Here is a 12709-nt window from a genome sequence, read left to right as displayed (position 1 = left end):
GTGTCGCAATTAATTGCGACGCAATTACTCAAGGGGTCACGCCGGGCTCGCGACCCGCAGCAGGGAGCCGTGCAATGACTGCTGACGACCACGCCGCGGAGGTGGACGCGCTCCGCCGCCGCTTCCCCGGCTGGGCGGTGTGGTTCGGCCGCTCCACCCGGCACTGGTGGGCGCTGCCGCCGCGCGGGCGCGGCCCCGCCGACTTCGTCGAGGCCGACACCGCCCAGCGCCTCATCGCCCGGATCGAGGCGATCCGGGCGGGCGCCGAGACCCCCGCGCACGCCACGTCCGCGCAGGTCGGGACGGTGCCGCGCGCCGTGGCACCCGACGGCAGACCGCCGCCCCACGATCCCCGGGACGACACGCGACGCCCCTCGAATCTCCTCCGTATCGAGGGAACCACACCGTCGCCGTCGCACCGGGTCCCGATGGTCGCCTGGCCGGGCAGCACCGCGAGGTGATCCGCCGTTCCCACCAGGCCGCGGCCCTCGGGCCGGCGTGGCCCGGGACCGAACGGCGCCCGCCGCACCTCCTCTCCAGCACCCGCGTGCGGCGCGGACGCCGGTACCCACCGCCCTCCCGGGCCACGCCGGCGCTCATTAGCGAAACGCTCGAAATTGAGCCGGAACATCCACTGAAATTTGCGCGCGACGCTGTTGCATTTCGGCGGTTCCGTGCTCCCCGGTAAAGCGCGGCCGTCGCGCGGCGCCTCCCGCGCCCCGCGGAAGCCGCTACGCTGCGGCGATGGGCAGGATGCGGTGGAAGGTCACGCTGGCGGTCGCGACGGCGGCCGTCACGGTGCTGACCGGCTGTAGCGGGGGAGGCGCGGAGCCCACCGAGGCGGCCCGCGCCGGTGACCTGACCGGGCAGGGCGAGGGCGCGCTCAACCTGCTGACGCTCGCCGGGGACGTCGAGAACGGCAGCTCCGCCCCCCGCGTCGACTGGGTCACCCCCTTCGAGGAGCGCACGGGCTGCCGGGTGAGCTGGCGGGTCGCCCGCAGCACCCAGGACATGACCGCGATGATGAGCAACCCCGACCGGCGCTACGACGGCGTCGCCGCGCCGCCGGAGGTGTCGGGACGGCTGATCGCGGGCAGGCACGCGGCCCCCGTCCGGACCAGCGCCGTCGAAGGGTACAAGCGGCTCGACCCCAAGCTCCGCACCGTGCTCCGGCAGGAGGACGAGACGTACGGCGTCCCCTACCTGTGGGACGCCTCCCTCCTGCTGTACGACGTCAACGCGGTGCCGCAGCCGAACGGGTGGGAGGCCCTGTTCGAGCCGGGGCAGGCGCGCCGGCACGCCGGGCGCGTCGTCGTGCGCGACACGCCGCTGAGCATCGCCGAGGTCGCGCTGTACCTGAAGCGCGCGCAGCCGGGGCTGCGCATCGACGATCCGTACTCGCTCACGCCCAAGCAGCTCGCGGCGGTCCGCAAGGTGCTGGAGCGGCAGCGGCCGAGCGTCCAGACGTACTGGGCGGCACAGGCCGAGGCCGTCGCCGCGTTCGCGGGCGGCGAGGCGCGGCTCGGCGCGGGCACGCCGTACCAGGCCGACGTGCTGAGCCGCGCGGGGCGCGGCGTCCGCGCGGCCGTCCCCGCCGAGGGGGTGACCGGGCGGCTGACGTCGTGGATGGTCGGCGCCCGCGCGGTGAACCCGAACTGCATGTACAAGTGGCTGGGCTGGACGGCCTCCGCCGAGGTGCAGCGCCAGGCCGCCGTCTGGAACGGCACGGCCCCCGCCAACCCCGCCGCCTGCTCCGACGACCGCGCCACCGCCGCCCTCTGCGCGGCCTACCGCGTCGGCGACCGCACCGCCCTCGACGGCGTCACCTTCGCCCGCACTCCCGCCAAGCTCTGCCCGGCGGGCAAGAACCGGGGCGAGCGCACCTGCACGGACTACGTCGAGTGGTCCCGCATCTGGATCGAGACGACCAAGCTCGACCGCTGACCGGCACCGCATCTGAGCGTTCGCACTCGTCCCAAGAAGACAGACGCGTGTCGGCCGCCGACCGCGCGGTCCGTGCGCGCTCGGTCGTACGCGGCCGCAGTGCCGTGCGCCGGGGGTGAAGCTCTCCGGTGCGCCCGACCGCCCCCAGTCGGGCGCACCTCGCGGGGTGGTCCCGGGTCTCCCCCCGAAGCCCGGGTCACCCGTCTTCCTGGAGAGCTCGTTCGGGTGGCGGCCTTACCTGCGGGCCGCCACCTGGGCCGGGACCGGGACGGCGCCCGATCCACCGGCGTACGCGGGAGCCTCCTCGGAGCGCGTGCCCTCACGGGGGACGGGCAGGATCACCGCGCACTCGTCGCACGCGAAGACGCCACCGCCGCCCGGCACGTGGCCGACGCGCACCCGCGGACGCGGCCACTTCTTCCGGCAGACGACGCAGGCGTCGCCGTGGCGCTGGTCCGCGTTGAGCGGGCCGGGATCGAAGGCCAGCTCGTTCGCGTCGGTCATGTCGCCCCTCCTTCCGAAGGAGTCGCTCGCACGTGCCTCCTTTATATGTCGCCTTTCGTGTTGACTCGGATGCGGAAAGTGAAAGCGCGGGCAAAGGCTCGCCACCGCAGCCGTGCCGGGTCGCCTCCAAGATCGTCAAGTGCCGGGGCGGGCGCCGCGCGCGCCATACAGGACAATGACCCCGTGACTCCTGACTCCTCCGCGTCCGGCCGCGCCGTCGCCGTCCTCGGCTCGACCGGGTCCATCGGCACCCAGGCCCTCGACGTCGTCCGCCGCAACCCCGGCCGGTTCCGCGTCGCCGCGCTCGCCGCCGGGGGCGGACGCGTCGACCTGCTCGCCGCCCAGGCGATCGAGTTCCGCCCCGAGGTCGTCGCCGTCGCGCGGGCGTCGGCCGCGCAGGACCTCCAGCTCGCCCTGTACGCCGAGGCGCAGCGCCGCGGCTACGCCACCGGCGACCACGCCCTCCCCAAGATCCTCGCGGGCCCGGACGCGGTCGCCGAGGTCGCCGCGTGGCCGTGCGACGTCGTGCTCAACGGCGTCACCGGCGCGCTCGGCCTGGCGTCCACGCTGGCCGCGCTCGACGCCGGGCGCACCCTCGCGCTCGCCAACAAGGAGTCGCTGATCGTCGGCGGCCCGCTGGTGAAGGAGCGCGCCCGCCCCGGGCAGATCGTCCCCGTCGACTCCGAGCACTCCGCGCTCGCGCAGGCGCTGCGCGGCGGACGCGAGGACGAGGTGCGGCGGCTCGTCCTCACCGCGTCCGGCGGCCCGTTCCGCGGCCGCACCCGCGCCGAACTGGCCGACGTGACCCCCGAGCAGGCGCTGAACCACCCCACGTGGGACATGGGCCCCGTCGTCACGATCAACTCGGCGACGCTCGTCAACAAGGGCCTGGAGGTCATCGAGGCGCACCTGCTGTTCGACGTCCCGATGGACCGCATCGAGGTCATGGTGCACCCCCAGTCGGTGATCCACTCGATGGTGGAGTTCACCGACGGCTCCACCCTCGCCCAGGCGAGCCCGCCCGACATGCGGCTCCCCATCGCGCTCGGCATGGACTGGCCCGACCGCGTCCCGGACGCCGCCCCCGGCCTGGACTGGACGCGCGCCCACACCTGGGAGCTGTTCCCGCTGGACGACGCCGCCTTCCCCGCCGTCGCGCTCGCCCGCCGCGCCGGGACGCTCGGCGGCACGTTCCCGGCCGTCTACAACGCCTCCAACGAGGAGTGCGTGGAGGCGTTCCGGCAGGGACGGCTGCCCTTCACCGGGATAGTCGACACGATCACGCGGGTAGTGGACGAGCACGAGGCCGCGGGACCGGGCCGCGCCGCCACGCTCGACGACGTGCTCGCCGCCGACGCGTGGGCGCGCACCCGCGCCCGGGAGCTGACCATGGGCTGAGGGGGGACGCGAGGTGGCCTTCGCGCTCGGCGCGGCGGCGTTCGTCGTCGCGCTGCTGGTGTCGGTGATGCTGCACGAGGCGGGCCATCTCGTCACGGCCCGGCGGTTCGGGATGAAGGCCGCCGAGTACTTCGTCGGGTTCGGCCCGACGCTGTGGTCGCGGCGGCGCGGCGAGACCGAGTACGGCGTGAAGGCGATCCCGCTCGGCGGATACGTCCGGATCGTCGGTTACACGCCGCTGGAGGACGTGCCCGAGGCCGACCGCGACCGCGCCTTCTACCGGCAGCCCGCCGGGAGGCGCGCGGTGGTCATCGGGGCGGGCGTCGTGGTGAACCTCGTGTTCGCGTTCGTGCTGCTGGTGCTGATGGCGACGGCGCTGGGCGTGCCGCGGCCCGGCACCGCGACCACGACGATCGCGCGCGTCGCGCCGTGCGTGCCGGGCACGTGCGGCGAGGGCGCCGCGCCGTCCCCGGCGCGGGCGGCCGGACTGCGCCCGGGGGACCGGGTCGTCGCGTTCGGCGGGCGGCCCGTGCGGGACTGGGCGGAGCTGCGCGCCGCCATCGACGCCGCCCGTCCCGGCCGGGACGTCCCGGTGGAGATCGACCGGGACGGCGTCCGCTCGACCGTCCGGGTGCGCCCGGCCGACCTTGGGGGCGAGCCGTTCCTGGGGGTGACCTCCCGCGTCACCGGCGCCGGATACGACCGGCTCGGCCCCGTCGACGCCGCCGTGTTCGCGGGCCGCGCCATGGGCCGGACGATCGCCGGGATCGGCGGCGCCGTCGCCGACCTGCCCGCCGCCGTCCCGCGCCTGTTCTCGCCGGACCGCGCCGAGTCGCCGGGCGGCCAGGTCGGCAGCGTCGTCGGCGCCACCGGCATCTCCGGGCAGATCTTCGCGGGGGAGAGCTCGTGGCGCGACAAGGCCGTCCTGTATCTGTCGCTGGTCGTCTCGGTGAACATCTTCCTGGGCGTGCTCAACGTCGTGCCGTTGCTGCCGCTGGACGGCGGGCACCTGGCGGTGCTCGCCTACGAACGCGTCCGCGCCCGGGTGGCCCGCGCGCGGGGCCGCCCCGATCCGGGCCCGGTGAACATGGCGAAACTGATGCCGCTGACGTACCTGGTGGTCCTTCTCCTGGTGGGATTCGGCACACTGCTGATCGTCGCCGACCTGCTCAACCCGCTGGAGCTGCCCTGATGCCCCGCGCCCGGGGCGGCCACGTAACGTCACCGGACGGTCACGTAGTTCCTCCCTCGTTGTCGTCCTGACCGCCTCCCGGGGCACTTAGGCTGAGAGGGGCGAGGTAAGGGAGAGGGATGAGCGTTTCACTGGGTATACCGACGATCCGCGGCACCGGGGGCGAGACGGCGAAGGCATCGGTCGCGCCGCGCCGCGCGTCCCGGCAGATCATGGTCGGGAACGTGCCGGTCGGCGGCGATGCGCCGGTGTCCGTCCAGTCCATGACCACCACGCTGACCTCCGACGTGAACTCCACGCTCCAGCAGATCGCGGAGCTGACCGCTTCGGGCTGCCAGATCGTGCGGGTGGCGTGCCCCTCGCAGGACGACGCGGACGCCCTCCCGGCCATCGCCAGGAAGTCCCCGATCCCGGTCATCGCCGACATCCACTTCCAGCCCAAGTACGTCTTCGCCGCGATCGACGCCGGGTGCGCGGCCGTCCGCGTGAACCCGGGCAACATCAAGAAGTTCGACGACAAGGTCGGTGAGATCGCCCGCGCCGCCAAGGACGCCGGCGTCCCGATCCGCATCGGCGTCAACGCGGGCTCGCTCGACAAGCGGCTGCTGGAGAAGTACGGCAAGGCCACGCCCGAGGCGCTGGTGGAGTCGGCGCTGTGGGAGTGCTCGCTGTTCGAGGAGCACGACTTCCGCGACATCAAGATCTCCGTCAAGCACAACGACCCCGTCGTGATGATCGAGGCGTACCGGCAGCTCGCCGCCGCCTGCGACTATCCGCTGCACCTCGGCGTCACCGAGGCCGGGCCCGCGTTCCAGGGCACGATCAAGTCGGCCGTCGCGTTCGGCGCGCTGCTGTCGCAGGGCATCGGTGACACGATCCGCGTCTCGCTGTCGGCGCCTCCCGTCGAGGAGGTCAAGGTCGGCGCGCAGATCCTGGAGTCGCTCGGCCTGCGCGAGCGCGGCCTGGAGATCGTGTCGTGCCCGTCGTGCGGACGCGCCCAGGTGGACGTCTACACGCTGGCCGAGCAGGTCACCGCCGGGCTGAAGGACTTCCCCGTCCCGCTGCGCGTCGCCGTCATGGGCTGCGTCGTGAACGGCCCCGGTGAGGCCCGCGAGGCCGACCTCGGCGTCGCGTCCGGCAACGGCAAGGGCCAGATCTTCGTCAAGGGCGAGGTCATCAAGACCGTCCCCGAGTCGCAGATCGTCGAGACCCTGATCGAGGAGGCGATGCGCATCGCCGAGGAGATGGGCATCGAGGTCGGTGAGGACGGCTCGGTCTCCGGCCCCGGCGCCGAGGTCACGGTCGGCTAGGCGTTCCCCGGCACGGGACCGGTCCACGCGTGATCGCTCCGGCAGGTCACGAACGCGTCTCGCACGCGTCGCGTCCCGGTGACACTCGCCGGTGCGGTCGGGCCTGCGATCGGGCGCGGACGGCTCCGTCCTGATCACGTCGCGCAGCAGGACGTTCGGGCTGATCGCAACGCGCGGCATGTGGCGTGAGTTCCGGGCCGATGGTCACGATCGTGCATCCTCTCCGCCCGAGGGCTGCCGCGGCGTGTGCTGATAGTAGAAAAATCCCCACCGTTTGTGACATCTCACGGAGGGGGTCTGGTGAAGAGGCTCGTAGTGATCGCGGCCGCGCTGGCCGTCGGGGCGGGCGGCGTCGCCGCCACCACCGGCAGCGCCGCCGCAGCTCCGGCGCAGCCGGTCGCGCGCATCGCCTGGGGCGCGTGCCCCGCGGACGACCCCTACCTGGAGAACGCCGAGTGCGGGAAGCTCCAGGTGCCGCTGGACCACGCCAAGCCCGGCGGGCGCAAGATCTCCGTCGCCGTGTCGCGCGTCAAGCACACCGACACCAAGAACTACCGGGGCGTCCTGCTCGCCAACCCGGGCGGTCCCGGCGGCTCCGGCCTGTACCTGTCGGGCGGGCTGTCGTCCTGGCTGCCGCCCGAGGTCGCCGCCAAGTACGACGTCATCGGGTTCGACCCGCGCGGCGTCGGGGCGAGCGAGCCCGCGCTGACGTGCGACCCGAACTACGAGGCCCCGGTCCGCCCGGAGTACGAGCCGCGCTCGATCAAGGACGAGGCCGTCTGGCTCGCCAAGTCCAAGCGGTACGCCGACGCGTGCGCCAAGAAGTTCGGCTGGGTGCTGCCGTACATGCGCACCACCGACGCCGCCCGCGATGTCGACGCGATCCGCGCCGCGCTCGGCGCCGACAAGATCAACTACTACGGGTTCTCGTACGGCACCTACCTCGGCGCCACCTACGCGACCCTCTTCCCGAACCGCGTGAAGCGCATGGTCTGGGACGGCAACGTCGACAGCCGCGACGTCTGGTACAAGGGCCAGCTCTCGCAGAACGTCGCGTTCGAGCGGAACTTCAAGCTGTGGACGGCGTGGGTCGCCAAGTACGACTCGGTGTACCACCTCGGCGCGACGGCCAAGGCCGTCGAGGCGAAGTACTACGCGGTGCGCGCCGCCGCCCGCAAGGCCCCGATCGGCGGCAAGGTCGGCCCGTCCGAGCTGACGGACATCGTGCTCAACGCGGGCTACCACACCGGCTACTACCCGATCGTCGCGGGCGCGCTCGCCGCGTGGGTGAACGACAAGAACCCCACCCCGCTCGCGAGCCGGGTGAACCCCGGCGGTGACGACAACGGCTTCGCGGTCTACAACGCCGTGCAGGCCGTGGACGCGCCGTGGCCGTCGAGCTGGCGGACCTGGCACCGCGACGCGAGCCGCCAGTACGCCTCGGGCTCCGCGAAGTTCCTCGCGTGGAGCAACGTCTGGTTCAACGCGCCGATCCACTTCTGGCACGCCAAGGACCCGCGCAAGGCGTTCCCGATCGGTTCGGCCAAGGCCCCGGCGATCCTGCTGGTGCAGTCCACGCTCGACGCCGCGACCCCCTACGACGGCGGCCCGCAGATGCGGGCGCTGTTCCCGAAGGCGCGGCTCATCGCCGAGCAGGGCGGCAAGACGCACTCCAACACGCTGAACGGCAACGCCTGCCTGGACGACCGCGTCGCGGCGTACCTGGACTCCGGCGCGCTGCCGGCCCGCAAGCCCGGCCGCACGGCCGACGTGACGTGCCAGGCCCTGCCCGACCCGGTGCCCTCCGGCGCCACGGCCAAGTCGACGCAGAACCGGACGAAGGACCTGCCGGTCGGCCGCTGGTAGACCCCGTCCCCGAACCAGGACCGGCCGTGGCGATCCCTTCCGTCACGGCCGGTCCGTTCCTGTTCCGCCCGGAAACGCGGCGGATCTCCCGATGCCGGGGGAGAGGCGGGGGACAGCGATAGAAAGCGGAGCGTGCTGACCCTCGCAGGCAAGGGCGCCCTCGCGGGCGCCGCCGCACTCGCCGTCCTGGCCGCCGGGCTCGCCCCGGCCGCCGCCGCCCCGTCGATCACCTGGCGGGCGTGCCCCGACACCGACCCCGTCGAGGGCACGGCCCTCAAGGGGCTGGAGTGCGGCGACCTGAAGGTCCCGCTCGACCACGCGAACCCCGGCGGGCCGACCGTCACGCTCGCGCTGACCCGCGCCAAGCACACGGCGCGGCGCTCGCAGGGCGTCGTCCTGCTCAACCGGGGCGGTCCCGGCGCGCACGGCCGCGACCTGGCGGGCGGCTTCCAGCGCGGCATGCCCGACGACGTGGGCGCCGCCTACGACTGGATCGGCTTCGACCCGCGCGGCGTCGGCGCGAGCCGTCCCGCGCTGACGTGCGACACGTCCTACCAGGAGCCCGGCCGCCCCCGCGCCGACACCGTGCCCGCCGACGCCGCCGCCGAGGAGGCGTGGAAGGAGCGGGCCAAGCGGTTCGCCGACGACTGCGGACGCCGCTACGGGCGCCTGCTGCCGCACATGGGCACCGCCGCGTGGATCGAGGACATGGAGGCCATCCGCCGGGCGCTGGACGCGGATCGGCTCAACTACTTCGGCTACTCCTACGGCACCTACCTCGGCGCCGCGTACGCGACCCGCTACCCGCACCGGGTGCGGCGGATGGTGCTGGACAGCGTCGTCCGGCCGACCGGCGTCTGGTATCCGAGCCAGCTCGACCAGAACGTCGCGTTCGAACACCGCATCCGCGCCTACTTCGACTGGATCGCCCGCAACGACGCCCGCTACCGGCTCGGCACGTCCCGCGCGGCCGTCCAGCGCTCCTACGACCGGGCCCGCGCGAAGCTCGCGAAGACGCCGATCGACAAGCGGATTGGCGCGTCAGAACTCGACGACGTCTTCCTCGGCGACGGCTACGGCACCCGCACCTGGCCCGCGCACGCCAAGGCCCTCGCCGACTACCTGCGACGCCGCGACCCCGCCGGGCTGCGCGCCGCCTGGCAGAAGCCGGACGCGGTCGAGCAGAACACGTTCACGATGTACAACGCGGTCCAGTGCCGCGACGCCGTCTGGCCGCGCGACTGGTCGCGGTGGCACCGCGACGCCACACGCCAGTGGCGCGCGGGCTACCGCTTCGAGACCTGGGGCAACGTCTGGTACAACGCGCCGTGCGCGTTCTGGTCCGTGCCCGGCGGCACCCCGCCGGAGGTCGGCGGGGTCGCCGCGCCGCTGCTGATCCAGGCCACCGAGGACGCGGCCACCCCCTACGCCGGAGCGGTCGAGACGCACGGGCGGTTCCCCGCGTCGCGCCTCGTGGTGCAGCGGGGCGGCGGCGACCACGGCGTCACCTTCGGCGGCGACGCGTGCGTGGACGGCGCCGTCGCCGCCTATCTGCGCGACGGCACGATGCCGGAGAGCCGTCCCGGCCCGGACACCACCTGCACCGCGCCGCCCCCGCCCACCGCGCGGCAGGCGGCCTCGCCGCTCGCCGACGCGGCGTCACCGTGAGGATCACCGACGGCTTAGGCTGTGACCGTGGCAGGAACAGCGCCGTGGCCGCTCCGGACCCCGTGGGCAGGGGGCCGTTGACGATGCGCATGCTCGGCTCGCTGCCGGTCCGCGTCCTGGACGACCGGTACCGCGACGACGCCCTCGCCCTGCTCGACGCCGACCCGGTGACGAACGTCTTCGTGGGCTCGCGCGTGCACGCGTCCGGGCTCGATCCGCGCCGCCTCGGCGCCCAGATGTGGGGATATCTGCGCGACGGCCGCCTCGCCGCGCTGTGCTACGCGGGCGCCAACCTCATCCCCGTCGGCGCCGACGACGCGGCCGTCCGGGCGTTCGCCGAGCGGGCGCAGGCGCAGGGGCGCCGGTGCTCCTCCATCGTCGGGCCGGTCGGCGCGGTGAGCGGGATGTGGTCGTTCCTCGCGCCGTACTGGGGCCCGCCGCGCGCCGTGCGGGCCGCGCAGCCGGTGATGTGGACGGGGTCGCCCGCGCGGGTGCCCGCCGACCCGGCCGTCCGGCGCGTCACCATGGAGGACTTCGACCTGATCTATCCCGCCTGCGTGCAGATGTTCACCGAGGAGGTCGGCGTCTCGCCGAACACCGGCGACGGCGGCGTCCTGTACCGGGCGCGGGTCGCCGAGCTGATCCAGGCGGGCCGCGCGTTCGCCCGCATCGAGGACGGGCGCGTCATGTTCAAGGCGGAGATCGGCGCGGTCACGCCGCACGCCTGCCAGGTCCAGGGCGTGTGGGTGCCGCCGGACCTGCGGGGGCGCAGCCTGTCGGTCGGCGGCATGGCGGCGGTCGTGTCCGAGTCGCTGCGCGGGATCGCGCCGGTCGTCTCGCTGTACGTCAACGACTTCAACTCCCGGGCCCGCGCGACGTATCGGCGCGTCGGATTCACCGAGTCCACCGTGTTCATGTCCGTCCTGTTCTAGGCGGGAAGTCGCCGCTATGCCTTAGCATCCGGGCCGTGGAGTTCGCCGGTGCGCTGCGGAACGCGGTCCAGGAGTCGGGACTGACGCTGGAGCGCATCCGGCACCGTCTCGCGGGCCGCGGCCTGGCGGTGTCGGTCGCGACGCTCAGCTACTGGCAGCGCGGGCGGAGCCGGCCCCGCTCGCGGCCCGTCGTCGCGGCGCTGGAGGAGATCCTGGCACTGCCGCCCGGGACGCTCACGTCGCTGCTCGACGACGCCGCGCCCGGCACCCCCCGGCTCTGGCACGACATGGCCGGATACGCCCGGCTCGTCGGGCAGTTCGACCGGTCCGGCGACCACCGGCTCGAATGGCTCTCGGTGCACGACGTGTATGCGCTCGGGCCCGCCCGCCGGTCCGCCGGGCTCGCCGTCCGGACCGTCCTGCGGGCCGGGGCGGGCGGCATCGACCGCGTCATCTGCGTGCACGACGTCGGGCCCGGCCCCGGCGCCGAGCTGACCCGCACGCGGTACAGCCGGCCCGGCCGCGTCCGCACCGAGGGGCGGCTGCTCGGCTTCGAGCTGGTCTTCGACCGCGTCCTGGCGGCCGGGGACTGCGCCGTCGTCGAGTACGAGCTGACGCCGCGCGGCCCGCTCGGCGCCGTCGACCGGTACGCGCGGCCGTTCGCGCGGCCCGCCCGTGACTACGTCGCGGTCGTCCAGTTCGACGCGGCGACGCTGCCCGCCCGCTGCTACGGCTTCTCCGCCGGAACGGCCACCGCGCCCCGGCAGCGGCTCGGCGAACTGTGGGTGGGGACGTCGGGCAGCGCGCACCTCGCCGTGCCCGACGTGCGCGGCGGGATCGTCGGCGTCGAGTGGGAGTGGGACTGATCACCCCGGCGCCGGTGTCTTGGCATCGCGGCGCGCTCGCCTTACAGTGAGCGCGGGAGAAGCAAGCACGGTTGTCAGGGCCGTCACGGGGGCCGGCCGGAGTAGATCCGGAGGCCGAGAACGATGCTCGACGTGACCGACCACGACCTCGATCAGACGTTGCGCAAGGGCCCTTTCGACGTCGCCCTGCACGCCGCCATCCGCGCGCGCGGGCTGAGCCTGGAGACGCTGCGGCGGCGGCTGGCCGCGCAGGGCGTCGCCGTGAGCCTGTCCACGCTCAGCTACTGGCAGCGTGGCCGCACCCGGCCGGAACGGTCCGGCTCACTGCACGCCGTCCGCGGCCTGGAGGAGATCCTCGACCTGCCGCGCCACTCGCTGGTGACGCTGCTGCGGCCCGCGTCCGAGCGGACCGGCCCCTGGCGGACCCTGCCCGAACTCTGCCCCGAACCGGGCATCCGGGAGCTGCTGGACGAGATCGGCGGGCACGGCGACCGCCGCGTCACCGGTCTGTCCCTGCACGACCAGTACACGATCGGGCCGCGCCGGAGCATCGTCGAGACCCACACCCGGGCCGTGTACCAGGCGCAGCAACCCGGTGTGGACCGGTGGATCGTCGTCTACCACCATCCGCACGGCCTGCTGCCGTCGGCGCGGTCGGCGCGCGGCTGCCGGTTCGGCCGGGTCCGGACGGACGCGGCCAGCGGTCTCGTCGCGGCCGAGCTGCTGTTCGACCGCGCGCTGGACCGGGGCGAGACGTACCTGCTGGAGTACGGGTTCGCGTTCGACGAGTCGGGCGCGCCCGCCTGCGAGGAGGGGCGCGGCTTCCACACCCCGCAGCACGAGTACCTCATCGAGATCCGCTTCCACCCGTCGGCGCTTCCGGCGCGCTGCTACCGCACCTGGCGCCCGGACGCGCAGACGCGGCTGCGCGACACCGGCGACCTGCGGCTGTCGAGCTACCGCAGCGCGCACTTCATCGAGTTCGGCATGCCCGCCGGGTATCACGGCATCCGCTGGGAGTGGGACTGA

General features: G+C 73.9%; 11 protein-coding genes. 10 read left to right on the top strand and 1 reads right to left on the bottom strand.

All coding sequences use genetic code 11. The features are described 5' to 3' along the window. Positions 1-74: 74 nt before the first annotated feature. Positions 75-461 (top strand): hypothetical protein, encoded by a 387-nt coding sequence (locus C229_RS0111540; protein WP_018655235.1) that lies wholly within the window; start codon positions 75-77, stop codon positions 459-461. Positions 462-744: 283 nt separating this feature from the next. After that, positions 745-1944, top strand: coding sequence for an extracellular solute-binding protein (locus tag C229_RS0111535; RefSeq protein ID WP_155884765.1), 1200 nt, complete (start codon positions 745-747; stop codon positions 1942-1944). A gap of 234 nt (positions 1945-2178) precedes the next feature. Here C229_RS0111535 and C229_RS30260 read toward each other — a convergent pair whose 3' ends face one another. Beyond that, positions 2179-2448, bottom strand: a complete 270-nt coding sequence (locus C229_RS30260; RefSeq protein ID WP_018655233.1) for a hypothetical protein — start codon at positions 2446-2448, stop codon at positions 2179-2181. A 183-nt stretch (positions 2449-2631) separates the two neighbouring features. Between C229_RS30260 and dxr the strand changes: the two genes are divergently transcribed. The 8 genes from dxr (at position 2632) to C229_RS0111490 (ending at position 12709) form a co-directional block, all read left to right on the top strand. Next, the gene (dxr, locus tag C229_RS0111525; RefSeq protein ID WP_018655232.1) at positions 2632-3846 is read left to right on the top strand and encodes a 1-deoxy-D-xylulose-5-phosphate reductoisomerase; all 1215 of its coding nucleotides are present in this window, start codon (positions 2632-2634) and stop codon (positions 3844-3846) included. A gap of 13 nt (positions 3847-3859) precedes the next feature. Beyond that, a complete protein-coding gene (locus tag C229_RS0111520; RefSeq protein ID WP_018655231.1) occupies positions 3860-5038 on the top strand; it encodes a M50 family metallopeptidase in 1179 nt (392 codons plus the stop codon). Between the two features lie 119 nt (positions 5039-5157). Next, entirely contained in the window at positions 5158-6348 is a 1191-nt protein-coding gene (gene ispG, locus C229_RS0111515; RefSeq protein ID WP_018655230.1) for a flavodoxin-dependent (E)-4-hydroxy-3-methylbut-2-enyl-diphosphate synthase, read from the top strand. A 300-nt stretch (positions 6349-6648) separates the two neighbouring features. Next, positions 6649-8214, top strand: a complete 1566-nt coding sequence (locus C229_RS0111510) for an alpha/beta hydrolase (protein WP_240487212.1) — start codon at positions 6649-6651, stop codon at positions 8212-8214. Between the two features lie 132 nt (positions 8215-8346). Then, positions 8347-9882 (top strand): alpha/beta hydrolase, encoded by a 1536-nt coding sequence (locus tag C229_RS0111505; RefSeq protein ID WP_018655228.1) that lies wholly within the window; start codon positions 8347-8349, stop codon positions 9880-9882. An 89-nt stretch (positions 9883-9971) separates the two neighbouring features. Continuing rightward, a complete protein-coding gene (locus C229_RS0111500; RefSeq protein ID WP_018655227.1) occupies positions 9972-10814 on the top strand; it encodes a GNAT family N-acetyltransferase in 843 nt (280 codons plus the stop codon). A 35-nt stretch (positions 10815-10849) separates the two neighbouring features. Then, a complete protein-coding gene (locus C229_RS30255) occupies positions 10850-11680 on the top strand; it encodes a hypothetical protein (protein ID WP_018655226.1) in 831 nt (276 codons plus the stop codon). A 132-nt stretch (positions 11681-11812) separates the two neighbouring features. Continuing rightward, positions 11813-12709, top strand: coding sequence for a hypothetical protein (locus C229_RS0111490; protein WP_155884764.1), 897 nt, complete (start codon positions 11813-11815; stop codon positions 12707-12709).

The sequence above is a fragment of the Actinomadura flavalba DSM 45200 genome (assembly GCF_000374305.1).
Lineage (GTDB): Bacteria > Actinomycetota > Actinomycetes > Streptosporangiales > Streptosporangiaceae > Spirillospora > Spirillospora flavalba.
This window is presented reverse-complemented; position numbering and strand designations above follow the sequence as displayed.